The sequence below is a fragment of the Cytobacillus mangrovibacter genome, from assembly GCF_042865275.1.
Classification (GTDB): Bacteria; Bacillota; Bacilli; order Bacillales; family Cytobacillaceae; genus Cytobacillus; species Cytobacillus mangrovibacter.
Map to the genome: position 1 here is coordinate 54,558 of NZ_JBIACJ010000006.1, position 23,217 is coordinate 77,774.

The window sequence follows — 23,217 nt, forward strand, 5'->3', positions numbered from 1 at the left end:
TTTATTATTAGGGGAGCGGAGCGACCCTGTTAATTATTGGTGTGTATCCACGTAGCAAAGCGGAGGGATACACACAAGTTTAACCTATTACCTTTATCCTTCTAAGAATTAAGAGTCTATGTTAAAAAGAAAAACCTAGAACCCCTTGTGGCTCTAGGTCAAATAAACGTTTTTACATAGTTTAATAGGGGCGGTTTTTCCTGTATAGAATGCCTAATACAGTCGGTTTTCCTCGTACGTACAGAACCCTGTTTTATAGGGTTATTCATTTTTAAAATGTTCCTCAAACATTCCCCTTAAACAGCTTGTATAGTCGTCCTGTCCGTCACTATCCTTTCTATACATTAGGTCAGGATGTACATAATACATTAAACTACCACGACTTTCAGTAGTCATAATCAACCCTTCTTTTGCCAGGCTCTTTACAATTTTAGTAAGTTCATCAGGGTCGTGGTTAATAGCTTTAGCTAAATCACTTCTGTTCATTTTCCTGATGACACTAAAGTCCTCTTCGTTAGGGTTATGACAAAGAAAGCATTTTTCAAAGTGGAAATAGGGCAAAATCTTATAAAGAAAACCTAATTGATTTAGTGGTAACCTATCAACAATCGTACTTAACCGCCCTTTAAGTAGCTTTGTAAAGGGCTTATTTAATAGTTTACCCATACAATGGAAGTTTTCATTAATGTAAAAGACTTTGGAACGTCCTTCTTTTATTGGAATTAGTATAGAAAGGTATTCAAGCCTTTTTACTATTTGTTTTGTCTGCGTTGCTCCCCTACCTAGTATTGTTTGTAGGTCTTTTTGATTTAAGAGTTTACCTTCTCTAGATAGCTTTCCTTTCCCATTTTGCTTTAAATAGTGAAGAAGTTTCATAACCGCTCCACCTTCGATTAATGATAGATGTTGCGTAACCTCTTTGATAGGGTCAAGATAACATGCTACAAAAGGAATAACTTTATTATTCCTATAAGCGGTTTTTCTTTGTCTTTCCTCCCTTTCCCTTTTACCTTCTTCTGTCAAATAAGTCGCTACGTTAACCGTCTCACCTGTAATTGTGTTTATCATTGGAATACTCATTTCAAAAACCTCCTGTGATTGTCGAAGTCCTTTTAGTAATCGTTGCATGAGTCCTAGTTGTTGCATAAAAAAACCCACCGAAAGGGTGGGAGATTAGATTTCTATACCATCAGGTAAAGCGTCCATTATATCCTCATCTGTATAGCCTTTATCTTTCAGGTAATCTACTAAAGAACTGATTAGAACTAAATAAGGATAGCCTGAATATCTCCTATCCTCATATGGTTTAGAAATGGCGGTCAGTTGTTGTAGTTGTATCTTTGTCTTAACCCCCTCGACAGTGAAAACAATCCTAAACTTCTCAAGAACTCTCGCAGCTTGTTCAAGGGTAAGAGTATGAGATAAATTTTTTATAGTCATTTAACCTCACCACCTTTTAAAAAGTTCTCTAGTTCTTCCTGAACAACTCTGATAGACCCACCAACTTTTTTAGTTGGAATTTCTCCGCTTTTAGCAAGTGCATAGACTTTACATTTTGATAGTTTGAGTAGTTCAGCGACTTCGCTTACGGTTAGAATTTTCATAATAATTCACCTTCCTAGTTTTATTTCTTCAATATCAATATAAGAAAGAAATAAAAAAATCTAACAAAGTACGTAAAACGGAATATATTTTCCTAATTCTGATAAAATTAGCCTTGATAAGGTCAGTTGTACGTCATAAGAAAATATATTTTAGGCGTTGGGGCAGGGCGAATGTAGGTATTTTATAAAGAAGAATGAAGGTATCTAAGCATATTTCTTTATAGATACTAGCGGAACAAAAAAGGATAGTTGGAAAAAAATGAATAGAAGAGAAAAGGGACACCTATTTTAAAGGTTTTAACTGAGATAGTGAGGGGATGACGTACAGAACAAGTTTGTAAAAATTTGGTGCGGAGGGAACAAGGGTTACGGTTATTGATTAGAAAATAACCAATTCATTCGGTAGTGGGTATGGTTATAAAGGTGAGTTTGATGTCTTTTAGTTCTAAAATTAAATGGAGCGGTTCATGTTTACCGCCCCACAGGTTAAGTAGTATAGTCACCAATATTGTTTTTTTTGTCTGTTAAAAGTACACAACACATGTTGAGTGCGTAGCGTTGATAGAGTTAAAATAGCGTGGTATCAATAGGTTTTGTGGTGTTTAACAGAAAATTGAAGTGTGTTTTATGTTCCCTCGGACGAATGGTTCGAGGGATTTTTTGACCCCCGGGGTCTAAATTTTACGCGGAAATAAATGGTTGAAAGTCAGGTCTAAAGTTTTTGGCTGTTACATCTTAACAAAATTTTCCGGTTATTTATTTATGGTACAATAGACGTAACATACAATAACTTTAAGAGCAAGAGTAATTACATAAATAAGGCGTATATGTGCATGGAAAACATTGGAAGTATTGAAAAACGATTATGGGAAGCTGCTGAGCATAGATGGTATTCACTTTATGCTTAATCGTAACTTTCACTTCTATCGATTCCTCATGAATAGAAGTAGCGAGGAAATCAAATACGAGTGGGAACTTTTGATGAATATGCAATTTCTGTAAACCAATATTTTCAATTCTTTTAAATATATCCTTTTCATTCAGATCAAATTGTTCATATAGACTTTCAATAATTTGAATACTGTATTCGATTAAGTATAAGTATAGCTCTTTCTTATTATTAAAATAATTAAATAGTGAACCTTTCGATATGTTTGCCTCTCTTACAATGTCAGTCGTTGATGCTTTGTCAAATTCGCTTTGGACAAACTCCTTAATGGCTGCGTTAATAATAAGCTCTTTCTTCTCTGCTTTTAATTTATCGAAACTTGGATTAATGACCGTAATCTCCTTCCGTCGATAATTTGACCACTTTGGTCATTTTTATTCTAACAAACAATGACCAAAGTGGTTAATACTAAAATATACATACATACAAGTTTTATGCGCAAAAAAATCCCTCTTGAACTCTAGAAGGGATTTCTTAAACATTAAAACGTTCTATTCCATATAACAACCAATTTTTGAATTTATGAAATCGACAATTTATCATTTTAAATAAAACCGACTGATCTCAAATCGGTATGCACCTTCATTTTTCATTCACCCTAATAGCCCGTTACAGGATACAACACTTAGATTCACGAGATCAATGATTTAAGAAACAGGAACATACATACACCAATGAAGGTCTTCGTTCCCATCTACCTGGGAAGCAGAATGTATGCGGAAATGATGGGTTCGATCTTGTTCGTCATTTATCGAAATGAAACTAATCTTCTTCTGTTTGATGTCATGCTGGTCCCATAAGTTTTGAAACAACTTGCTTTGCTGTTTTAGATTGAGAAGAAGTTGATTAAGAATCGGATCCTCTGGGTAGCGCTCATAATTCCCCCGCCAAACCGCGACCGAATAAGTGGAAAATTCGCTCCAATTTTGAATACGTTCCCGAAAACTTGGTTGTAAGAAAAGAAGTTGAAGAAAATATCGTTCTTCAGGGACACAGAAGGAAAATGGGAAAATCATTTTTTCCGTCTCTTGATTCCAAAAGATAACCTGAGACCGCTGATCTGTAACGAAGGATGGAAATGGCAACCTGTCTATTGTGGCTTGCAATGAATTATCATATTGTTTTTCGATTGGCAGAGAAAATGATTCATTGTACGCTAAGTTGAAAAGATGCTCTTGCTCGTCCGGATTTAGCTGTAACGCCCTGCTAATATTTCGTAAAACCTCACGTGAAGGATGAATGTCTTTTCCCTGTTCTAACCATGTATAATACGTCACACTCACATGACTGAGAAAGGCAACCTCCTCTCGTCGTAGACCCGGCGTTCTACGTCGACCCGAAGTCATTTGGATGCCAGCTTCTTCAGGTTGAAGTCGTTCTCTTCTAGACTTTAAAAATTGGCCAAACATCTTGGATTGTGTACTTGTTTGAATAAGGATCGATCCTTTCACTCTTGTTTCTTACTAGTATATCGTTCATTTTTCTGAGAATAAAGTCATCCACTGATTTTATCCTGTTACTCGCATTACTAGTATTGACGTGAAATGGTTATAGCATTGGCTACCTGTTAGTATGAATATACTCATTAATTAAAGGAGGTTGTTCAAATGAGTAGCAAGCAAATTCCACAACGAAAGCTAGGTAATGAAGGATTAGAGGTATCTGCTATCGGACTTGGTACGATGACAATGCCTGACAACCAAGCTTCTATCGATACGATTCGGGGAGCTTTGGATTATGGTCTCACCATGTTTGACACTGCGGACCTTTACGGAACAGGCTCTGGAACAGAGGCATATTCTCAAAAAAGGTTTGGGGATAATGAAAAACTGCTAGGCAAAGCATTAAAAGGCAGACGGGACGAAGCAATAATCGCAACCAAATTTGGAGTCACACATACCCAAGGTTATAAAGGAGATCCTTCATATATTAAAAAGTCCGTTGATGCCAGCTTGTATAGTCTCGGAATTGACTATATTGACCTCTACTATCAGCATCGTTACGATCCGAATACTGCGATTGAGGAGACCGTTGGAACGCTTTCTGATCTTGTGAAACAAGGGAAAATTCGTTATATCGGCCTCTCTGAAGCGCCAGCCGACATCATTCGTCGCGCACATGCCGTACATCCGATAACCGCTGTGGAAACTGAATTTTCTTTGTGGAGTAGGGAAGTGGAAGATGAAGTCTTGCCACTTCTTAAGGAACTTGGGATTGGCTTGGTGCCATACAGTCCCTTAGGAAGAGGGTTTCTGACTGGTCAAATTAAAAAATTTGAAGATTTACCAGAGAATGACTATCGTCGTCAATATTCTCGATTTCAAGGAGAAAATTTCAATCAAAATTTGGAGATCGTCTCACTCATTGAAAAAATGGCTATGCAAAAAGGCTGTATGACTGCCCAACTTGCACTGGCATGGGTGTTAGCACAAGGAGACCAAATCGTTCCCATTCCAGGAACTAAGCGTTTAGAACGAGTGATAGAAAACCTTGGTGCAATACAAGTTACCCTTTCAAATGAAGACCTGGCAGAAATCGAACGTATATCACCAAAAGGGATAGCTTCTGGGAGTAGGTTCTAATTGACTAACGTCGGGGAATCCATCTAACTTCCCAAAAATGGGAGGGGGAAATCATTTGAAACAAATGTTGTTAATCATTGATGTCCAACAAGAATTAATTGAAGGAAATCAAGAACAAGTTGCTGTTTTCAAAAAAGAACAACTGATCACAAACATCAATTTAGTAATAGAGAAAGCAAGAAATTGAATGTTCCTATTGTCTTTGTCAGGGACTTGTCAGTCGCAGCAGGCAAAGGAAAAGGATTTCAAGTTCATGAAAAAATTAATGTTCCTACGTATGCGACTTTCTTTAATAAAAACGCAATGAATTCGTTTCTTGGTACAGGACTTCTAAATCACATACAATCTCAAGCAATTGAACATATTGTTGTAATGGGCTGCGCAACTCAATATTGTATAGATAGTGCAGTCAGGACAGCCACTATTAATGGATTGGATGTCACATTAGTCGGAGATAGATGGAGGGAAAGAGTTCGCACCTTAACTGGGGAGATCTCACAGGTCTGCACCAAAATCCTTTAGCGATAGAGGACTGGATTGTGAGAAGTCAGCAGAAGCCGTAGTAGTGGAGACATCTAGCGAAAGTTAGAAAGAGCGAAGGGCTGAACAATTTTATTGTTATAGAAATCTCAATTGGGGAAGGAAAAAGACCACTGGCAAATCGCGGAAAAGTGGATACCAACCTACGATAAGGAAAGGAAATAACAGGCATGTACGAAAGAAAATTAATCGACAAGATACTTGATAAAGATAACCTTGACCAGGCATTCAAGCAAGTAAAGAAAAACAAAGGCTCAGTCGGTGTTGATGGGATGACTGTGGATGAGTTAGCTGGATATTTGGTGTTGAATCAGGATTACATTTTGTTAGATATGCGGATGACTGTATTATCATGGTTAAAAGTGAGATGTCAGCGAAACGAGTCATGAGGTCTGTGTCAAGATTTATTGAAGAGAAACTAGGGTTAATCGTAAATGTGGAGAAATCAAAAGTAACGAAACCGAACGACCCCGATATGAAGTTCCTAGGTTTTGGATTCTTCATGGATTATCAAGCTGATTTGTACAAAGCGAAACCACACCAAAAATCTCAAGATAGGTTTAAATTTAAACTGAAACAGCTAACAAGAAAGAATTGGAGTGTTGATACGAAGTATCAGATAGAGCGAATTAATCAGTTAATAAGAGGATGGGTCAATTACTTTAAGGTCGGTTATATGAAGACAGCACTTGGAAAAATAGATTCCCATACAAGATTTAGACTACGAATGTGTATCTGGAAGAAATGGAAAACGGCGAAGAAGCGTAGGGAAAATCTTATTAAATTAGGTATGGACAGATATAGTGCATACAAAAATAGCTACACAAGTAAGGGGACAGTTCGTACAGCTTACTCTTGGATACTCACCACAACGATTACCAATAAGAGATTAGCTCAAAGTGGTCTAATCTCTTGTGAACAGCACTACATCAAAGTGCGTGCCTAATATAAAATTGAACCGCCGTATACGGATCCGTACATACGGTGGTGTGAGAGGTTGGATAGTCAATTAAAGATTATCCTCCTACTCGATGACCCCCGAGGTCTACTTTTACGCGGAATTAGATGTTGAAAGATATAGATAAGAGTTTCATGTAATGATTGCGATGCAATTTTTAGTACATAAATATGATGGCATATGCACTTTTAACGGAAATAAATACAGACAACTTGACACAATTCCAGGTACATTAAACATCGAGTGTGTTGTCTTGAAATCGCGGAGTTTTAAATAATGACAAGCTTATTACTGCGACAACAAAGGTTGTAATTAAGGCCCTTAAAATCAAAAATATGTAAAAAATGATTGTACTAAAAAAGGTTACTATAAGTAGCCTTTTTTAGTACATTAATTCCGATAGTCCCTATCCTCCAGTAGTTGCTAATCAAGGGTTAAAGAGCTTGCAGTTGAAGGTGTTTTCCTATCGCTGAATAGGCTAAATGGTATTATTCCCCCCCTCTATAGAGATAACCTCCCTTGCTGTTTCTAAGAAAGATTGTATGATTGGTGAAAGCCACTTTTCTTTATGCCATGCCATATGAGTATATACGTGTAAGTCTGAAAGCTGCCATGGAAGAGCAACAAGATCCCCCCGTTCAATTTCTGCTTCCACAGTGATTTCAGGAAGAAAGGCAATACCGATTCCTGAAATGGCACATTGTTTAATGGCTTCGGCATTTTGAAACTCTAAATAAGTAAGACGATCAATGCCCTTTTTCTCAAATGACCGGTCAAACATGGTTCGATAGGTACAGCCTTTTTCATTAACTAATAATACTTCTCCATGAAAGTCTTCTTGCTGTAGTACAGATTGTTTCGCAAGTGGATGATCAGGAGCGACGAACAAGTGGAAAGTTTCTTCTATTAACGGTTCTACAGCAAGTCCGCCCGAGAGAATGGTTTCGTCCAGCATAAAGACGACATCTGCGGTTCCATCAAAGAGCGTTTGCTTGAGTTCCTGATTTGGAACAGAGCGGAAGATAAGACGAACTCCTGGATGGCGGGAACGAAATAGCTTAAAGACAACTGGGAGGCGATAGGCACAAAGAACCTCGTTAGCACTTATCGTAAGGGTGCCTCTAAGATCTTCGTTGTCGTGAACGGTACTGCGAGCTTCGTCTAATTTATCTAGAACGCTTTGGATATGAGTTAAAAAGCGCTTTCCTGCAGTTGTGAGAACGAGTTGCTTGCCCAAGCGGTCAAAGAGACGAACACCAAGCTCTTCCTCCAACGCTTTTATTTGCATTGTGACGTTGGAGGGGACATAGTTCAGCGCTTCTGCAGCTCGACTGAAATTTAATGTTGATGCAACCATACGGAACGTATTCAGTTGGCGTAATTCCATCATGCTACCCCCATTTCATTATCAAAATTATTGAATACTGCATTGAATTTTATTCGCTTTTACTGAAAGTAACACAGCCTTATACTTAAAACAAGAAATACAATCTTAATGTTTGTATTTCATTTTGAAGGGAGAGATACGAACTATGGATTATGAAATTTTCGATTTAGGAGACGTAACCTTGCAATCAGGAGTGACCTTACCGAGTGCTTTTCTTGCATATAAGACTTATGGAAAATTGAATGAAAAGAAAGATAATGTGATCGTCTATCCAACTGCTTTTGGCGACCAGCATGTTCAGAATGAATGGTTGATTGGAAACGGAATGGCACTTGATCCGAGCGAATATTTCATTATCGTTCCAAATCTGCTAGGAAACGGGTTATCTTCGTCTCCTAGTAATACTCCTGCTCCATTTGACAAGGCTAATTTCCCCCAGGTAACGATCTATGACAACGTTAAATTACAGCATCGGCTGGTGACTGAAAAATTCGGCATTCAAAAGATCGCTCTGGTAGTTGGATGGTCAATGGGAGGGATTCAATCATTCCAATGGGGGGCAAGTTATCCAGATATGGTGGAACGCATTGCACCTTTCTGCGGAGGTGCAAAGACTTGGCCGCAAACGCACGTGGTCCTTGACGGAATGAAAGCTGCTCTCATGGCGGCAGTTGGCTTCGATTCAGGTAAACTAAACGAGTTGACTTCTGCAGATATGCGCGCCGTTGGCCGTGTTTATGCGGGATGGGGTGTATCGCAGGCCTTTTACAGAGAGGAACTCTATCGTGAAATGGGGTTTGAATCATTGGCAGAGTTTGGGATTGGCGTCTGGGAAGATAGTTTTATGAAGATGGATCCGCACAATGTTCTGGCTATGTTGTGGACAGGACAATTTGCAGATATTAGTGCAAACCCTACCTATAACGGGGATTTTGATGAGGCGCTCAAAAGCATTAAAGCGCATGCATGCATCATGCCAGGGAGCACGGATCTCTTCTGTACAGCAGACGATAACGAATACGAGGCGAAGCTGATACCTAATGCCGATTTTACTCCGATTGAGTCGATTTGGGGCCATTTTGCCGGCCGCGGAATCAACGGTGTCGATAATAAATTTATTGATGACAACTTAAAACGCTTGTTAGCACATAGTATAAACGAATGCGATTCTGGCATAAAGATTTGACTTTCAACCGACTTTATTGTTACGTTCATAAGTAGCGATTCAGTACTTGTACAAGAGATTAAACAACCTTACTATTACACCGTCCGTACAAATGTGGACGGTGTAATAGTATTTTTCAGCTTCAAAATTAAACAAATTTATTGTCACTTAAAAAAAAGTAAGGTTTATCATTTGTAATTAAGTATGCACAAAAGGTAAGAGCGACGACAACGACACTGGCACTAAGGCTGCAAGAACTTTCCCTATAATAATAATGTAATCGTGGATCAAAAATAGAAAAAATAGGTGGGTAAATTCGTCATCAATATACAGGAGGGTGCAATGTATAAAATATTAGTCGTTGAAGATGAAATGAATATTGCGAACACATTAAGGAATCATCTAAAAAAATATAATTATGATTGTCATATTGTAGAGGATTTTGAAAGGGTACTTGATATTTTCCAAGAATTCCAACCGCATCTTGTCATAATGGATATTAATCTTCCTGCCTTTGATGGCTATTATTGGTCTCGGAAAATTAGGCAAGTTTCAAATTGTCCCATTACGATACTTTCTGCTCGTATAAGTGAGTTAGACCAAGTATATGGTATTGAAAATGGGGCAGATGATTTCATAACAAAACCGTTTTTAATGGATGTAGTTCTAGCAAAAATAAATGGACAAATTCGGAGAGTATATGGGGAATATGCGAATGATTTGCAAACTCGAATGTTGAATGAAGGAAATACAACTTTAAATTTGGATACTTTTCGATTATTTACATCCGAACAAGAGACTACATTGACAATAAAGGAACTTCAGTTATGTTCTGTACTGTTTGAAGCATTCCCGAATGTTGTGACGAGACAACTGCTGCTGTCAGCTATTTGGGATAACGAGACATTCGTTGAAGAAAATACACTAACAGTCAATATTGTTCGGCTACGCAAAAAGTTAGAAGCGATTCATTCTTCATTGGAAATAATGACTATTCGAGGGATAGGCTATCAATTAATGGAGAAAAGCCAATGAAACTGTTTTTACGGGACCATGTAAGTTTTATTATTCTTTACATTATAACGATGGTTTGCTTACCAATTGTTATTCATCGACTAGACGACTTTAACAATCATTATGCCTACTTTATCTTTTTAGCGATCATTTTATTAGCCATTCTTCTTTTATTTCGATTTCTTCGCCGCAAAAAAATGAATGCACATTTGACTGGAACGGGATTGGGTGCAGGTGATTTTTTGATTCACCACGCCTTAGCTCCAATTGAAAAGGCATATGCAAATCAAATGAGGTTCATTCAGTCCCTTTTTCTTTCAAAAGAGGATGAACACAAAGATTTCTTACATGAACAGCAACTAATGATTTCTCAAACTGTTCACCAAATGAAAACACCACTTTCTGTTATTCAATTACTTATACAAACGAATCAATTAAAAGAACCACATCTATTCCTAGAATGGCAAAAGGTAAAAAGAGAATGCGATAAAGTGAATTTCTCTTTAAATCAACTATTAACTTATAGCCGATCATCCCAATTATTAGCTGATCTAAAGATTGAACCGGTTTCCTTAAAGAGTATAGTTCAAGAAGTAGCGAATGATTTAAAAGATTACTTTATTGAGATGGAAGTATACCCTAAAAGTACAATCGATGAAAATATCTTCATTTATTCTGATCGTAAATGGCTTAGAGTCGTTATTTACCAGCTATTAAGTAATGCTGTTAAATATGGTGATAAGAAATCCTTCGTTCTCATTTGTTATGAAAATGGCCAATTATGGATCAAGAACAAAGGCGAAGCGATACCAGAAAGTGAAATTAACCGTGTATTTGAATTGTTTTACACTGGAACAAAGGGACGCATCCAAGGTGAAGCAACTGGCATCGGACTATATTTAGTCAAGAAAATACTTACTACACTGCATCATCCCTATAAGTTATCATCTGCTCATAATGAAACGACATTTATGATTGATTTTTCCGGAAGTATAGACGGCTACTAGATAAGGTAGCCGTTTTTTTATATGACAAATTTGTCATATTGCTGTCATGTTCAAAGATTTTATGAGGAGAACGGTTTGTTTATACTAAATGTATTAAAGAACACCGAGGAGTGAAACCGTAATGCCAGATACACTATTAAATGTAAAGAAACTACAAAAAGAATATACGGGGGAAATCACATATAAGGCATTAAAAGGCATCGATTTTCATTTAGGAGAGAAGGAATTTGTTGCGGTGATGGGCCCATCTGGCAGTGGGAAAACGACCTTCCTGAATTGCATTTCTACCATCGATCGCCCTTCGAATGGCTCAATTATAATCAATTCAAAAGATCCGTATGAACTAAATGATGATGAATTAGCAAGGTTCAGGCGTACAGAATTAGGATTTGTATTTCAGGATTTTAACCTTGTCCATACTTTAACAGTGGAGGAGAACATATTACTTCCTTTAACACTTGATTCTGTGGCCGAAAAAGAAATGAAACAGAGTTTAGAGGAAGTCGTTGACTTTTTGGGGATTAAGGAAATATTAAAAAAGCGAACGTTTGAAATTTCCGGTGGACAGAAGCAACGTGTGGCGATTGCAAGAGCGGTTATTCATCAACCAAAATTATTACTAGCAGATGAACCAACTGGAAACTTGGATTCTAAATCTGTGAATAGTGTTATGACATTATTTGAATCGATAAATAAAACCTTCAATACAGCCATTTTAATGGTAACACATGATGCCTATGTTGCTAGTTTTGCGCAGCGTGTCATCTTTATACAAGACGGTATTCTCTATAATGAGATCCATCGAGGCAAAAACAAACAGCAATTTTACCAAGAAATTATGGACACACTCACATTTCTAGGTGGTGGTCAGCGTGAGTTTTAATCATATTGTTGTTCAAAATATTATGCGGGATAAGGCGACATACATTTCCTATTTTTTAAGCAGTGTGTTTTCTATCGTGGTTTTTTTCCTGTTTTCAACGATAGCTTTTCATCCGATGTTGGTGGAATTGGATCCATCAAGTACATTGGGAATTACTATGGTGCTTGCCAGCTTCTTTATTTATATTTTTTCTATTGTCTTTATCATCTATTCGTTGTTCGCTTTTTTGAAAAAGAAAACGAAAACGCTAGGTACCTTTATGATGATGGGTGCTTCCATGAGGCAAATCCGCAAAATGGTTTTTAGAGAAAATATGATCATTGCTTGTGCAGCGATTATCACAGCTCTTATGTGCGGGCTTGCTATTGCCCCATTATTTTTAATGGTTGCCAAAAAGATATTACGCGAGGAAATCTTTGGCATGTATATCCCAATCCAAGCCATCCTACTAACGATTATTTTATTTTCTCTTCTCTTCTTGATTGTTACTAAATTAATGACACGTATGATTAAAAAAGAAGAAATGGCTCAACTGTTAAAAGCAGAAATGACACAGGAAAAGCCGATTAAACCAGCACCATTTAAACTGGTCCTATCCATCATCGTGAGTGTATTCCTGCTCTTTTCTATGATAAAGGAAATGAATTGGGTAGAATCCTTCGGAATTATCTCTTACATTGTGTTGTTTATTTGTCTACTATTAGCCATTTACTTTACAGTCACGCAAGGAATGTTATTAGCTATTCGTGTATTGCAAAAGCAACCATCGTATTTTAGAAAAACCAATATGCTTTTTGTTTCTAACTTAAGGGCAAAAGAGCGTTCACATGCCCATATCATTTATTTATTAACCATCTTACTATTAGGTACCTTTGTATGTACAAGTGTTCTATACAGCTCATACTACAATGTAGAGGAAAAAACAGAACGTTTATATCCTTATAGTTTCCAATATATTTCACTACCCGGCAATGAAACGGGAGCTGAGAAAGATATTTCGTTTATTGAAGAGACTTTAGATGAAGCTGGTAGCTATGAAGCATATTATTCTGCCTTTAAAACCGATGAAAAGCGAAGGATTGCTTTTATGTCTGTTTCGAATTTTAATCAACTTGGCCAACATACGCCTATAACTTTAAACAATCATGAGTATTTTGTTGCAGCTGGTCATGAAGGTGCTGACCCTAGCAAAGAATCCATTCATGATTACCCATTTGGAAATCTTGAATATACGGGTTTAGAAAAAAGAAATATTCTAACAACCGGATTACAAAATGTATATTATATCGTTCCTGATGAAGTATATGAAACAATTGAGTATCCAGATTATAAAATATTTGCTTATGAATTGGATAATTGGACAAATAAGGTCCATGTGGCTAAAACGATTTTAGAAAAAGTTACTACAGAATCTGATATACGCTTAATGGCTTCCAAAATTGAATTATATGAAACAGAGAAGTTTGTAAAAAGCATTATGTTCTTTATTGGATTTATGCTAAGTCTAATTTTTATGAGCGCGGCAATGAGTATTCTTTATTTTTACCTGCAAACATCGCTTGAAGGAGAAAAAAGAAAATTTTCAGGCATTAGAAAAGTAGGTTTTTCCATGAAAGAATTAACATCTGTTGTGACAAAAGAGCTGGGCACTTTAATTTTTATCCCGTTTGTAATTGCAGCCTTACTTTTATTTGCAGCATTGTTCGGAATGGATAACCGTATTTCACTGGCTTTTTATCAACTAACAGCAATCGGTTTAGTTTTATTTTTACTGCTGTTCATCATAAGCTTTTTCTTTATCCGAAGGGGGTATTTAAATAAACTTGTGAATTAATACGGTGTTACCCATAGTTATTCATCCTTATTAGGTTGATACATTAACGTGAAAATCAGTATATTCGTGTAAATGTATCAACCTTTAATAACAACACATTGTGAAGCGGTTGCGTGGTTGGAGCTGGTATTGTAAAGCCGAATTAAACTTCTATACCACGAAATAAACCCAGAGCAAAATCAAAACAAAGTTCTGATCTACTTGTGGACAAAGAATCAATATCAGTCCAATTCCATTTTTCAATAACAAAAAAACACCATGGCCGGTGTTTTTTTGTTGTGGCTATTTTAAACGCTTTATAACTTTGTTAAGTATTCATCTAATTGTTCATAGGTTCCGGAATAGCCTTCCTGAGCCATCTCTTTTGAATCTTCGAAGGTTTTGTTCTCTTCCTCAGTTGGAGATACAGGAGTCACAATCATTGTAAGAGTTGTCTTTCCTTCATCCTCGGTCAACGTAATCGTATTTAGGATTTCCATAGGCCAATTTGCATCAAAGGGTGCGCGTACAGCATTACCTTTTTCATCAGAAAAGAAACTGCTGTATACAATTTTCTCTGGTGCAATGATCTCACTGTATACAAATTTAACCCACATTACGTCGCCATCAGCAGGTTTCTGGCTGTAGTGAAAGATACCACCCGAACGGAAATCTGATTTAGAAACCTCGAATGTCCATCCTTTTGGTCCCCACCAATTCTTTAGGTGCTCCGATTCAGTTAATGCCTTAAACACAAGTTCACGTGGAGCATTGAAAGTATGAGTAGTTTTGATTTGAGTTGGCATTGTAATTCCTCCAATAATTTTGGTTTTCATTCTATTTATTATCTCTCTTTTGCAGATCCTGCAAATAACAATTTAAGTTATCCAATTATTCTTCCCAAATATTATGGTATTCTTTCAGTCATAACTCTAAGGCTTTGAAGGGCTAGGGGGACAAGAGGGACAGGTTCCACGTCCCAATATCAATGATAGTAGGAGCAGCTAGTATACCTAAGATCCCTGCAATCATAACGCTGATAATTGCCATTGAAGCATTTTCCCTCCATCCTCTAGCAACTTCAATCACAACAGGGATATGTGTAAATCCTACTAATTAAAATGACAGAACGGTTTCTTGATCTATTGGTCTAGATTCTCGTAATTGGGCTATAGTCTCAGCCAGCTTTTTCTTCTTTTGATCAATCATTTCGGAACTCTCAGCCGTTTTCTTTTGTATTTTGTAGCTATGGTCTTCATCGAACCAGGGAGGGAGCATTTCCGTCCGGAATGGTTTCTTTTTCTCTTCTTGGTAATGGTGGACAGGCCTATTTTTGTATGTATGAATAGCGGTTTTTAGAAAATTGGACACACTTCCCCTAGAGCCAATTTTCCCTTTTGCGAAGGTTAATGCTGTTTCCAGCATGTCAGCGTATTGATATTGATTTAATCCTTCGTTTGCATTCTTTTCGGTCTCCCAGGATAGTAAAATATCATTCAAATTAATTCCATCAGAAATCAGTCGATCCATCTTTTTTCTAAGAACGATTTGAATAGGCTTGGCTATATCAAGTGAAAGAATCTGTTCCTCTGGATTAGATCGATTCTTATTTTTTGAATTAGTTTTTTTATTTTTTGTTTTTTCTAGATTATTCTTTTTATTGTCCTGATTTGTCAGATGCTTAAGAGCCGTATTCGGATTTACCGTTTCCTGAGTTAGGGGATACGGGTTTGCAGTATCCGTTTGATCCGTATCCGGTTTTGCATTTGTTTCCTTCATGTCAGAAACGATCTGGTTTTTGGCTTTCTTTGTTTCTCCATATTCAATATCAAGGATTTTTTCATGCTCATCTGCCCACTTCTTCATTTGTTCGATCGTGGAAATAACATCTTCTTTTATATCGGAAAAAATATATTCCATTTTTTCAAACATTCGTGACTCCTTATTGGAAATGGTCAATCTAGCAAAATACCCTTTCTCAATTAATTCATTGATGATCTTGTAATGAGCATCCCGGCCATTTTTGGAACGAGAAATGATATTTTTCATATGGATTTTCCAATCGTCAGAATTTGATAAGAGGATCATCAACAAACCCTTGGCTTGTAAAGTCAAACTGTGGTCATTGATCATCGTATTTTCAACTTGAGTATAATCACCACTTTTTCTTACATTGCGGAAACTTGTGACTCCCGATTTAGAAATGCCACTTTCTATCATGGAAAATTCCTCCTTAACAAGTCTTTTCCTCCATTCTATTGAAAATGAAATATTTGTCACTTTAGCTATCAGCTTGAAAAACACGTATATATGATGCTTTTTGTATTATTTTTTGATAATTAGGGTGAAATGTCGTGTTTACAGCTTGTTAGCACTAATTTTTATAAATTTTTTTGATCCATTTACCATTGATTTTCACATTAGTATTTCACAAATTAAAAATATCCAATTCAATTGAGGAACCATTTTTGTCAATAATTTGATATAATAAGTATTATTATGACTCCTAAACGTTATTGTTCTAAAACTACATTTAACATTAGAGGGAGGTGATACAAATGCAAAAAGTGTCAAGAGAAGCTGTTGAAGGTGTAATCGATAAAATTTTTTATAACAATTCAAAGGGTTCGGAAATCCCTGTTGATGTTTTGATCAATTCATTGATTGATGAATTTAAACCCCATAATGAATTATCTCAAAAGCAAAAAGATCAACTTGGAAAGTATATCTTTCTCAATCCTAATGTAATGAGGCAGCTGGAAGAATCGGAAATGGAGCTTGAGAATGAGTATATTTCAAATTATAATGAATACCTGAAGTTTAAAAATGAGGTTATCAATGAGTCTAAATAATCGGTTTTTTAGTTGAATGGAGTAAAGCTGCCCTCCGTACCTTATTTGGATTCTACAAAGTTGATCATGATTCAGTATACCGTTGTCGCAAAATTTATTAAGTAAAGAGCCATTCATCAAGCAGATAAGGTTGCTGATTATGAAAATTACCGATACAATGGCTACTGCCTTAAGATGATGCGTAATGTGGTTATCGTTTATACTGTTAATGTAAAAACCAAAAAAGTATTGATACGTGCTTGTCATCATGGAGGCACGGCTGAAGTTGCCCAGATTTTATATGGTATCAATCCCCCATTTAACAATTATTAATCCGCTGTGTTTTTCGCGTTTTAGCAATTTTCCCAAACTCTCCTTTTAGACTGTATCCCGTTTCCTAAAATTTTTTAATTTCATGATATTAAATTGTATTATTTATGCCTTAATTGCTTCCTCTACTAACGCATCCTGTAGAAGAACATAATCATCTTATTTCTTTTTTGTTTATAATAATTCCATTCAAGACCAATTTTCGTTAAAATAAAGATTGATTTTCACAAATGATAAATATCCAAATGTACTTGTGTTTGATAATAAGTTATGACACATGATATAAGTGTAAAAGAAGTAGAACATTTGGCTTTATTTTTTTAGAAGCTGTATCGATAGTGAGAGGATTTGAATTTGAAATGATAGATAATTTTTGGCGTGATTTACCACGGCCATTTTTTGTATTGGCACCAATGGAAGATGTCACAGATGTTGTTTTTCGACACGTAGTCAGTGAAGCAGGAAGACCGGATGTATTTTTCACAGAGTTTACAAACTCGGATAGCTATTGTCATCCAGAGGGAATAAAAAGTGTGCGTGGCCGTTTGACTTTTACAGAAGATGAACAGCCAGTAGTGGCGCATATTTGGGGGGATAATCCCGAATATTTTCGTCAAATGAGTATTGGCATGGCTGAGCTTGGATTTAAAGGCATCGATATTAATATGGGCTGCCCTGTTCCGAATGTAGCATCGAGAGGGAAGGGGAGTGGCCTTATCCTGCGTCCTGATGTTGCGGCAGAACTGATTCAAGCAGCAAAAGCGGGTGGCCTGCCTGTTAGTGTGAAAACACGACTGGGCTATAAGGATATTCAAGAGTGGGAGGAGTGGCTAACGCATATTTTTAAACAGGATATTGCGAACCTTTCTATTCATTTACGTACGAGAGAGGAAATGAGCCAAGTAGATGCACATTGGGAGCTCATTCCGGAAATCAAGAAATTACGTGACCGTATCGCACCAAATACATTGCTAACAATCAATGGAGACATTCCTGACCGTCAAAAGGGACTGGAGCTTGCGGAAGCATATGGGATTGATGGTGTGATGATCGGGCGAGGGATTTTTAAAAATCCTTTTGCATTTGAAAAAGAGCCTAAAGAGCATAGCAGTGAGGAATACCTTGATCTTTTGAGACTGCAGCTTGATCTTCAAGATCAGTATGCGGACCAACTGCCACGTTCAATGACAGGACTTCATCGCTTCTTCAAAATTTATGTCAAAGGATTCCCGGGCGCTGCTGAATTAAGAAATCAGTTAATGAACACGAAATCAACTGATGAAGTTCGTGCATTGCTTGATAACTTTGGAAAATAATGCTGATAGGCCTATTTTTTATTGTTCCAGAATAGATCGCAATTCTAGAGTAGAGGTTGCGATCTTTCTTTATGTATAGAGCCAAATTTCAGTGAATTGGGGAATTTTGGTCCTTTAAATGATCAGGTTATTGGAAAGAAGAAAAGCTATGTATAATTTGTGATGTAAGTTTATGCTTTTTATGTAATAATTATTTTGTAGAAATGTAAATTTACAATTCATACATAGTGAAAGTGGGGATCATGATGGCAACAGGAACACATACAGTAGAAATTCCAGTAGATGTACAAGCAGTTTGGGATTATGTCAGTGATCTTGAAAAATGGGCAACAACAGTACCAGCCTATAAAGAACATGAAATCATAAATGACAAGCAATCGATTTGGACATTTGAAGGCAGTGTGAAAGGAATTAAAAAAACAATACGAACGCAGGTAGATATTACCGAATGGAATGAACCTTCAAATATTAAGTTTGAACTAAAAGGTTTATCAGATAATTTTACAGGAAGCGGTCACTTTACTGCAGAAGAGGTTAATGGTAAAACAACAATGACTTGTACGGTGGACGTCCATGCAGGCGGACTATCGGGTGCGGTGTTAACACCAATTATTAAATGGGCTGTTCCAAAAGTTGCATCTCGTTTAACAGAATCTATTGCACGTAAAATCGCAGTATTCTCATAGTTTTTAAATATTGAAAAGTAACAGCACCTTTTAATCAAATGAAGAGGTGCTGTTTTGTTATATGAATGACTAGATGATCATTTTAAAAATTAATGATATAGGTCAATTCCATGCACCCACTACCTCTTTATTTCCTAACAACAGGAATCCACATTTCACCAAATACTAAGCCGTTTCGCTGCCCCATCTCAACCGCTGTATTAGGCCCGCCAACATAGGCGAAATTCTTTGCTTCTGGCAAGACTTGACCAAAGGCAATACCAGTAAGCAGATTACTTAACTCTTCCGCTGTTTCAGCTTCCCCTTTAACAACGAGGTATTCGCCTTCAGGGAATTGGATCACTCTTGATGCCTCTGGCAGTGATTCCGTTGTCATAACGCCAGCATAATGCATCATCTTGTTATTCACTGCTTCGTTCACTGTAAAAATATACTCATTTGTGGCTATGGATTTTAAAGTGTCAAGCCTTCCATCCTGTTTGACTGCCTGCCAAAAGTCTGCCTTTTCCTTATTGATGCCTGCATAGTCTGTGTAATCGCTCTTAAGTTCAGTGCCAATGCCTAAAACGGTAAAGCTGTCTTTTTCTTCTAGAGTATAATTTGTCATATTTAAAAACCTTCCTTTATCAAATATTTATCAAATGATTTGTCTTTCCACTTGATGAGTTTATAATAACCTTAAATCATGTCAAAAAATGATACTGTTTAGGAGGTCCCAATGAAAAAGGTTGAACGAATTAATATTATTATGCGGTATATCAATAATCGATCTCACTTTACTATTTCTGAAATCTTGGGTGAATTTAATATCTCTCGTTCAACAGCTATTAGAGATATCAGAGAAATTGAAGCCATGGGGATGCCACTTGTTGCTGAAGTTGGAAGGGATGGAGGATATTTTGTCATGAATAACTCGATCCTGCCCACTGTACGTTTTACTGATAATGAGATTAAAGCTCTTTTTATTGCCTTTATGGCCACAAGAAATCAACAGCTCCCTTATCTAAAGAGTCGCCAGTCTTTAGCTGAAAAATTACTAGGGCTTATTTCAGAAAACCAGCAGGATGACCTTGTCCTATTAAATCAAATTTTGCTTTTTGAAGGGACCAACCCTCATAATCCCGACCTGCTTGATCTGTCAGATCTCCCACATCCTATGTTAGAAAAACTTATCCAAACTCTTCTTTTGGATAGCTATTTATTAATTACTATTAAAGAAGAGAAGGAGCTACAGTCCTATCCAATTTATCTCTTGCACCTTTATCGTGAAAAAAGCCTTTGGCTAATTGAAGGCTTTGACTTAAAGGAAGAAAAGAGACAAATTTTCCCCGTGGACAATCTCACCAATGTCATACCATACCGTACGAAAAAAAGATTAAGTAAGAAGAAGATTTTAGAAAAAATAAGCAGCAAAGAAGAAGTTATCAACCTTGTCATTGAATTAGGTCCAAAGGCGATTGCTCAGTTTAAAAAATATCATCCTTTAAAAGTTTCAATTTCCTATACAAATCCCTACCAAACCACAGCCATTCTAAAGACTTTTATCAATGTTGATAATTCAGATGAATTGACCGAAACAACAAATTGGCTGCTTTTCCTAGGTGAGGATATCAAGGTCAGGGAAGTACCAGATGAGGTTTTGGAAGGAATACAAGAGAGATTATGTATATTCTGCTCTTAAGCCATGCAGTTGAAAGCCAAATATTTTGGAGCTTGGCGAAATGCTTTGCCCCCCCTATTTTGCACACCCAGGGGGGATATATACTTTTTGATTACTGTAAATGCTTTGAGAGGTAGACTGAATTTAAGATATAATAGGAAAAAAGTTCTGAAATATTCAGAGTATTAACATTTACGCTTTTTAGTTCGTCATACATGGGCATAATCTTTATATGTTGTGCACCCGTTTTAAAAAGGCGAATTCAAGTATACGGGGGAGTAGATCAAATGCAAAATGAAAAAAAACAATTTATATATGTTTTGAAATTAATACCATCCTTACTGAATACAGCTAACTGGACAAAAAGAGAAGAAGAAATAGTTGGTAGACATTTTTCTAAATTACAAGAACTGCTTGAAGAAGGAAAGCTTGTAATGGCAGGTAAAACTTTAGGTATAGATGAAAATACGTTTGGTATTGTCATTTTAGAAGTTGAAAGTGAAGAGGCTGCAGTAATGATCATGAAAAATGATCCTGCCGTATCTGAAGGAATAATGACAGCAGAATTATTTCCATATAAAGTTGCCTTAATTAAAAGCCAAAACGAATAGGCGAACATGGGGACGTTTCTTCTGTTTCTTCTTGAAGGTATTATCAAACAATATTAGACGAAGTTTCTTACTATGGTTCGTTAGCAATTTTGATATTTTTTACTATTAATGAAGATTAAGTGAAAGATAACTATTATTCATATTCATTCTTCGCTATACTATTGAAAGAAATCGCATAAATTCTGAGATACCTTATCAATTGTTTTACTTTACATAGCACCTTCAAGTGTACCTGCATTATAGGAAAGTAACAGAAAGCTCTGCCTTTATATTTGTTCAAGTGAAAATCAGGGAAACGGGAGAACCGTCCCCAAAAAAGAAGGTTTAACTATTGCCAAGCGAACATAATAAGTATCAAAATCAATCATTGTTTAGTATTACCTGGCCGCTTTTTATTGAGCTTTCGCTGCATATGAGTGTTGGGATTATTGCGACGTTAATTTTGAGTGGTTATTCGGATAAGGCTGTTGCGGGTGTTGGGGTAGCTAATCAGATTATAAATATTTTTATCTTAATTTTTAATGTAACTGTCATTGGAGCAATGATTTTAATTGGTCAAAATTTAGGTGGGAACCAATTGAAACGGGCACGTCAGCTTGCACGCTCTGCTTTTGGGATCAATTTATGGGTTGGCATCGCGATGACTGTCGTTGTTGTATTGTTCGGTGATGTATTTTTACGATTCTATGGGTTAAGTGGAGAGATTTATGATTTTGCCCTTACGTTTCTAACGATTACCGGTTTCTCACTCGTACTTGAAGCCATTTCCCTTGCTTTAAGTGCTGTTTTGCGCAGCTATGGTCATACAAAAGAAGCAATGGTTATGACGGTTATCATGAATATAATTAGTGCGACTGGTTATTTTATTGCGATTAAAGGCTGGTTTGGTCTGCCAATAACAGGGGTTGCAGGTGTTTCGTATTCAATCATAGTTGCGAGGGTTTTTCTCGTTCTCGCTCTGCTTTACTTTGTTTATAGAATATTAGATTTAAAGTTTACGATAAAAGATGCCTTTTCTATTCATAAAACAGATATAAAGGAAATCTTTCATATTGGGATTCCCTCAGCGGGAGAGAATCTTTCCTACCAGCTTTCGCAAATTGTGATCACAAGCTTTGTTGCCATGATCGGTGATGATGCATTGGCGGCTCGAGTGTACATTATCAATCTGTCCATGCTCTGCTTTTTATTTACAATGGCGATTGCACAGGGGACTCAACTGCTGATTGCGCGTTATATTGGAGCGAAGGACTACGATAGAACCTTAAAACGAGGACTTAAGACATTAAAAATTTCGATGGTTGTTTCGTTAGCAGTGTCGCTTGCGATTGCCCTTACTGGCGAGCCGGTATTAGCCGTGTTTACAGACGAATCTAGCATCATTTCGATTGGGCTTCCTGTTCTATGGGCCATTGTCTTTATTGAACCTGGCCGTGCGATGAACATTGTACTGATGGGGTCTTTAAAATCTGTCGGCGACGTTCGTTTCCCTGTTGTTATAGGGATTATTTGCATGTGGGGAGTTGCGGTTGTATTTAGCTACTTTTTCGGAATTATTCTTGGATTAGGGCTACTTGGAATTTGGCTCGCTCAAGGGTTTGATGAATGGATTCGTGGAATCTTTGCCCTAAGGCGCTGGTTATCTAAGCCATGGCTAAAGAAACAAGCGGTGAAGCATAAAATAGCAATAAAGGAAACATAGGGGAATCTCTAACCCCTATGTTTCTTTTTGTTGAAATCAGCCAAATCCAGTTACCTCCTCGTAAATAACTAGTTTATAATTAATGGATATCCCTTTAGATAAAAGGGGTCAATTCTTTAATAAATGGCTATGTTAGTATTGTTTGTTGATGAAATTTAACAAAGCATAATAAATAGAAG

General features: G+C 36.8%; 23 protein-coding genes and 1 pseudogene. 15 read left to right on the plus strand and 9 right to left on the minus strand.

What is annotated here, in order from left to right; all coding sequences use genetic code 11:
- Nucleotides 1–261 precede the first annotated feature (261 nt).
- The 5 genes from ACFYKT_RS12265 to ACFYKT_RS12285 all read right to left on the minus strand — a co-directional run bounded on the left by ACFYKT_RS12265 (nucleotide 262) and on the right by ACFYKT_RS12285 (nucleotide 4,004).
- Nucleotides 262–1,080 carry a hypothetical protein gene (locus ACFYKT_RS12265; RefSeq protein WP_035400728.1) on the minus strand — a complete coding sequence of 273 codons (819 nt, stop codon included), beginning with the start codon at nucleotides 1,078–1,080 and terminating at the stop codon, nucleotides 262–264.
- A 93-nt stretch (nucleotides 1,081–1,173) separates the two neighbouring features.
- A complete protein-coding gene (locus tag ACFYKT_RS12270; RefSeq protein ID WP_009790652.1) occupies nucleotides 1,174–1,440 on the minus strand; it encodes a hypothetical protein in 267 nt (88 codons plus the stop codon).
- Nucleotides 1,437–1,604 carry a helix-turn-helix domain-containing protein gene (locus ACFYKT_RS12275; protein ID WP_009790653.1) on the minus strand — a complete coding sequence of 56 codons (168 nt, stop codon included), beginning with the start codon at nucleotides 1,602–1,604 and terminating at the stop codon, nucleotides 1,437–1,439. Before ACFYKT_RS12275 ends, ACFYKT_RS12270 begins: the two co-directional genes overlap by 4 nt.
- A 792-nt stretch (nucleotides 1,605–2,396) precedes the next feature.
- A complete protein-coding gene (locus tag ACFYKT_RS12280) occupies nucleotides 2,397–2,891 on the minus strand; it encodes a TetR/AcrR family transcriptional regulator (protein WP_389220327.1) in 495 nt (164 codons plus the stop codon).
- Between the two features lie 309 nt (nucleotides 2,892–3,200).
- Nucleotides 3,201–4,004 (minus strand): MmyB family transcriptional regulator, encoded by an 804-nt coding sequence (locus ACFYKT_RS12285; RefSeq protein WP_389219862.1) that lies wholly within the window; start codon nucleotides 4,002–4,004, stop codon nucleotides 3,201–3,203.
- Nucleotides 4,005–4,175: 171 nt separating this feature from the next.
- Between ACFYKT_RS12285 and ACFYKT_RS12290 the strand changes: the two genes are divergently transcribed.
- From ACFYKT_RS12290 to ACFYKT_RS12305, 4 genes and pseudogenes are all read left to right on the plus strand, one after another.
- Complete coding sequence (locus tag ACFYKT_RS12290; RefSeq protein ID WP_389220330.1) at nucleotides 4,176–5,135, plus strand: aldo/keto reductase; 960 nt, start codon at nucleotides 4,176–4,178, stop codon at nucleotides 5,133–5,135.
- A 55-nt stretch (nucleotides 5,136–5,190) separates the two neighbouring features.
- A pseudogene (locus tag ACFYKT_RS12295) lies at nucleotides 5,191–5,591 on the plus strand (isochorismatase family protein); the annotation flags it as partial.
- Nucleotides 5,592–5,845: 254 nt separating this feature from the next.
- The gene (locus ACFYKT_RS12300) at nucleotides 5,846–6,064 is read left to right on the plus strand and encodes a hypothetical protein (protein WP_389219863.1); all 219 of its coding nucleotides are present in this window, start codon (nucleotides 5,846–5,848) and stop codon (nucleotides 6,062–6,064) included.
- Nucleotides 6,028–6,621: a group II intron maturase-specific domain-containing protein gene (locus ACFYKT_RS12305; protein WP_389219865.1), complete on the plus strand. Its 594-nt coding sequence runs from the start codon at nucleotides 6,028–6,030 to the stop codon at nucleotides 6,619–6,621. Before ACFYKT_RS12300 ends, ACFYKT_RS12305 begins: the two co-directional genes overlap by 37 nt.
- A 490-nt stretch (nucleotides 6,622–7,111) precedes the next feature.
- Here ACFYKT_RS12305 and ACFYKT_RS12310 read toward each other — a convergent pair whose 3' ends face one another.
- Entirely contained in the window at nucleotides 7,112–8,020 is a 909-nt protein-coding gene (locus tag ACFYKT_RS12310) for a LysR family transcriptional regulator (protein WP_389219867.1), read from the minus strand.
- A gap of 145 nt (nucleotides 8,021–8,165) precedes the next feature.
- Here ACFYKT_RS12310 and ACFYKT_RS12315 point away from each other — a divergent pair, with 145 nt between their 5' ends.
- From ACFYKT_RS12315 to ACFYKT_RS12335, 5 genes are all read left to right on the plus strand, one after another.
- Nucleotides 8,166–9,206: an alpha/beta fold hydrolase gene (locus ACFYKT_RS12315; RefSeq protein ID WP_389219868.1), complete on the plus strand. Its 1,041-nt coding sequence runs from the start codon at nucleotides 8,166–8,168 to the stop codon at nucleotides 9,204–9,206.
- Nucleotides 9,207–9,527: 321 nt separating this feature from the next.
- Nucleotides 9,528–10,220: a response regulator transcription factor gene (locus ACFYKT_RS12320; protein ID WP_389219870.1), complete on the plus strand. Its 693-nt coding sequence runs from the start codon at nucleotides 9,528–9,530 to the stop codon at nucleotides 10,218–10,220.
- Complete coding sequence (locus tag ACFYKT_RS12325) at nucleotides 10,217–11,206, plus strand: sensor histidine kinase (protein WP_389219872.1); 990 nt, start codon at nucleotides 10,217–10,219, stop codon at nucleotides 11,204–11,206. The genes ACFYKT_RS12320 and ACFYKT_RS12325 overlap by 4 nt, the downstream gene beginning before the upstream one ends.
- Before the next feature lie 121 nt (nucleotides 11,207–11,327).
- On the plus strand, nucleotides 11,328–12,089 hold the full coding sequence (locus tag ACFYKT_RS12330) for an ABC transporter ATP-binding protein (RefSeq protein ID WP_389219874.1): 762 nt from the start codon (nucleotides 11,328–11,330) through the stop codon (nucleotides 12,087–12,089).
- The gene (locus tag ACFYKT_RS12335; protein ID WP_389219876.1) at nucleotides 12,079–13,923 is read left to right on the plus strand and encodes an FtsX-like permease family protein; all 1,845 of its coding nucleotides are present in this window, start codon (nucleotides 12,079–12,081) and stop codon (nucleotides 13,921–13,923) included. The genes ACFYKT_RS12330 and ACFYKT_RS12335 overlap by 11 nt, the downstream gene beginning before the upstream one ends.
- A 296-nt stretch (nucleotides 13,924–14,219) precedes the next feature.
- Here ACFYKT_RS12335 and ACFYKT_RS12340 read toward each other — a convergent pair whose 3' ends face one another.
- Entirely contained in the window at nucleotides 14,220–14,708 is a 489-nt protein-coding gene (locus ACFYKT_RS12340) for an SRPBCC domain-containing protein (protein WP_389219877.1), read from the minus strand.
- A gap of 310 nt (nucleotides 14,709–15,018) precedes the next feature.
- The gene (locus tag ACFYKT_RS12345) at nucleotides 15,019–16,122 is read right to left on the minus strand and encodes a hypothetical protein (protein WP_389219879.1); all 1,104 of its coding nucleotides are present in this window, start codon (nucleotides 16,120–16,122) and stop codon (nucleotides 15,019–15,021) included.
- A 338-nt stretch (nucleotides 16,123–16,460) separates the two neighbouring features.
- Between ACFYKT_RS12345 and ACFYKT_RS12350 the strand changes: the two genes are divergently transcribed.
- The 3 genes from ACFYKT_RS12350 to ACFYKT_RS12360 all read left to right on the plus strand — a co-directional run bounded on the left by ACFYKT_RS12350 (nucleotide 16,461) and on the right by ACFYKT_RS12360 (nucleotide 19,065).
- Complete coding sequence (locus tag ACFYKT_RS12350) at nucleotides 16,461–16,754, plus strand: hypothetical protein (RefSeq protein WP_389219880.1); 294 nt, start codon at nucleotides 16,461–16,463, stop codon at nucleotides 16,752–16,754.
- Between the two features lie 668 nt (nucleotides 16,755–17,422).
- On the plus strand, nucleotides 17,423–18,379 hold the full coding sequence (locus tag ACFYKT_RS12355; protein ID WP_389219882.1) for a tRNA dihydrouridine synthase: 957 nt from the start codon (nucleotides 17,423–17,425) through the stop codon (nucleotides 18,377–18,379).
- Nucleotides 18,380–18,624: 245 nt separating this feature from the next.
- Nucleotides 18,625–19,065: a CoxG family protein gene (locus tag ACFYKT_RS12360; RefSeq protein WP_389219884.1), complete on the plus strand. Its 441-nt coding sequence runs from the start codon at nucleotides 18,625–18,627 to the stop codon at nucleotides 19,063–19,065.
- Nucleotides 19,066–19,192: 127 nt separating this feature from the next.
- Here ACFYKT_RS12360 and ACFYKT_RS12365 read toward each other — a convergent pair whose 3' ends face one another.
- Nucleotides 19,193–19,672: a GyrI-like domain-containing protein gene (locus ACFYKT_RS12365; protein ID WP_389219885.1), complete on the minus strand. Its 480-nt coding sequence runs from the start codon at nucleotides 19,670–19,672 to the stop codon at nucleotides 19,193–19,195.
- Nucleotides 19,673–19,783: 111 nt separating this feature from the next.
- Here ACFYKT_RS12365 and ACFYKT_RS12370 point away from each other — a divergent pair, with 111 nt between their 5' ends.
- From ACFYKT_RS12370 to ACFYKT_RS12380, 3 genes are all read left to right on the plus strand, one after another.
- The gene (locus ACFYKT_RS12370; RefSeq protein WP_389219887.1) at nucleotides 19,784–20,746 is read left to right on the plus strand and encodes a helix-turn-helix transcriptional regulator; all 963 of its coding nucleotides are present in this window, start codon (nucleotides 19,784–19,786) and stop codon (nucleotides 20,744–20,746) included.
- Between the two features lie 266 nt (nucleotides 20,747–21,012).
- Entirely contained in the window at nucleotides 21,013–21,336 is a 324-nt protein-coding gene (locus ACFYKT_RS12375; RefSeq protein WP_389219888.1) for a YciI family protein, read from the plus strand.
- Between the two features lie 331 nt (nucleotides 21,337–21,667).
- Complete coding sequence (locus ACFYKT_RS12380) at nucleotides 21,668–23,038, plus strand: MATE family efflux transporter (RefSeq protein WP_389219890.1); 1,371 nt, start codon at nucleotides 21,668–21,670, stop codon at nucleotides 23,036–23,038.
- The last annotated feature ends 179 nt before the right edge of the window (nucleotides 23,039–23,217 follow it).

Bases quoted from the DNA above. Each gene is read 5' to 3' on its own strand.
- ACFYKT_RS12265 (WP_035400728.1), bottom strand. From the start codon at position 1,080: ATGAGTATTCCAATGATAAACACAATTACAGGTGAGACGGTTAACGTA.
- ACFYKT_RS12270 (WP_009790652.1), bottom strand. From the start codon at position 1,440: ATGACTATAAAAAATTTATCTCATACTCTTACCCTTGAACAAGCTGCG.
- ACFYKT_RS12275 (WP_009790653.1), bottom strand. From the start codon at position 1,604: ATGAAAATTCTAACCGTAAGCGAAGTCGCTGAACTACTCAAACTATCA.
- ACFYKT_RS12300 (WP_389219863.1), top strand. From the start codon at position 5,846: ATGTACGAAAGAAAATTAATCGACAAGATACTTGATAAAGATAACCTT.
- ACFYKT_RS12305 (WP_389219865.1), top strand. From the start codon at position 6,028: ATGGTTAAAAGTGAGATGTCAGCGAAACGAGTCATGAGGTCTGTGTCA.
- ACFYKT_RS12310 (WP_389219867.1), bottom strand. From the start codon at position 8,020: ATGGAATTACGCCAACTGAATACGTTCCGTATGGTTGCATCAACATTA.
- ACFYKT_RS12315 (WP_389219868.1), top strand. From the start codon at position 8,166: ATGGATTATGAAATTTTCGATTTAGGAGACGTAACCTTGCAATCAGGA.
- ACFYKT_RS12320 (WP_389219870.1), top strand. From the start codon at position 9,528: ATGTATAAAATATTAGTCGTTGAAGATGAAATGAATATTGCGAACACA.
- ACFYKT_RS12325 (WP_389219872.1), top strand. From the start codon at position 10,217: ATGAAACTGTTTTTACGGGACCATGTAAGTTTTATTATTCTTTACATT.
- ACFYKT_RS12330 (WP_389219874.1), top strand. From the start codon at position 11,328: ATGCCAGATACACTATTAAATGTAAAGAAACTACAAAAAGAATATACG.
- ACFYKT_RS12340 (WP_389219877.1), bottom strand. From the start codon at position 14,708: ATGCCAACTCAAATCAAAACTACTCATACTTTCAATGCTCCACGTGAA.
- ACFYKT_RS12345 (WP_389219879.1), bottom strand. From the start codon at position 16,122: ATGATAGAAAGTGGCATTTCTAAATCGGGAGTCACAAGTTTCCGCAAT.
- ACFYKT_RS12350 (WP_389219880.1), top strand. From the start codon at position 16,461: ATGCAAAAAGTGTCAAGAGAAGCTGTTGAAGGTGTAATCGATAAAATT.
- ACFYKT_RS12355 (WP_389219882.1), top strand. From the start codon at position 17,423: ATGATAGATAATTTTTGGCGTGATTTACCACGGCCATTTTTTGTATTG.
- ACFYKT_RS12360 (WP_389219884.1), top strand. From the start codon at position 18,625: ATGGCAACAGGAACACATACAGTAGAAATTCCAGTAGATGTACAAGCA.
- ACFYKT_RS12365 (WP_389219885.1), bottom strand. From the start codon at position 19,672: ATGACAAATTATACTCTAGAAGAAAAAGACAGCTTTACCGTTTTAGGC.
- ACFYKT_RS12370 (WP_389219887.1), top strand. From the start codon at position 19,784: ATGAAAAAGGTTGAACGAATTAATATTATTATGCGGTATATCAATAAT.
- ACFYKT_RS12375 (WP_389219888.1), top strand. From the start codon at position 21,013: ATGCAAAATGAAAAAAAACAATTTATATATGTTTTGAAATTAATACCA.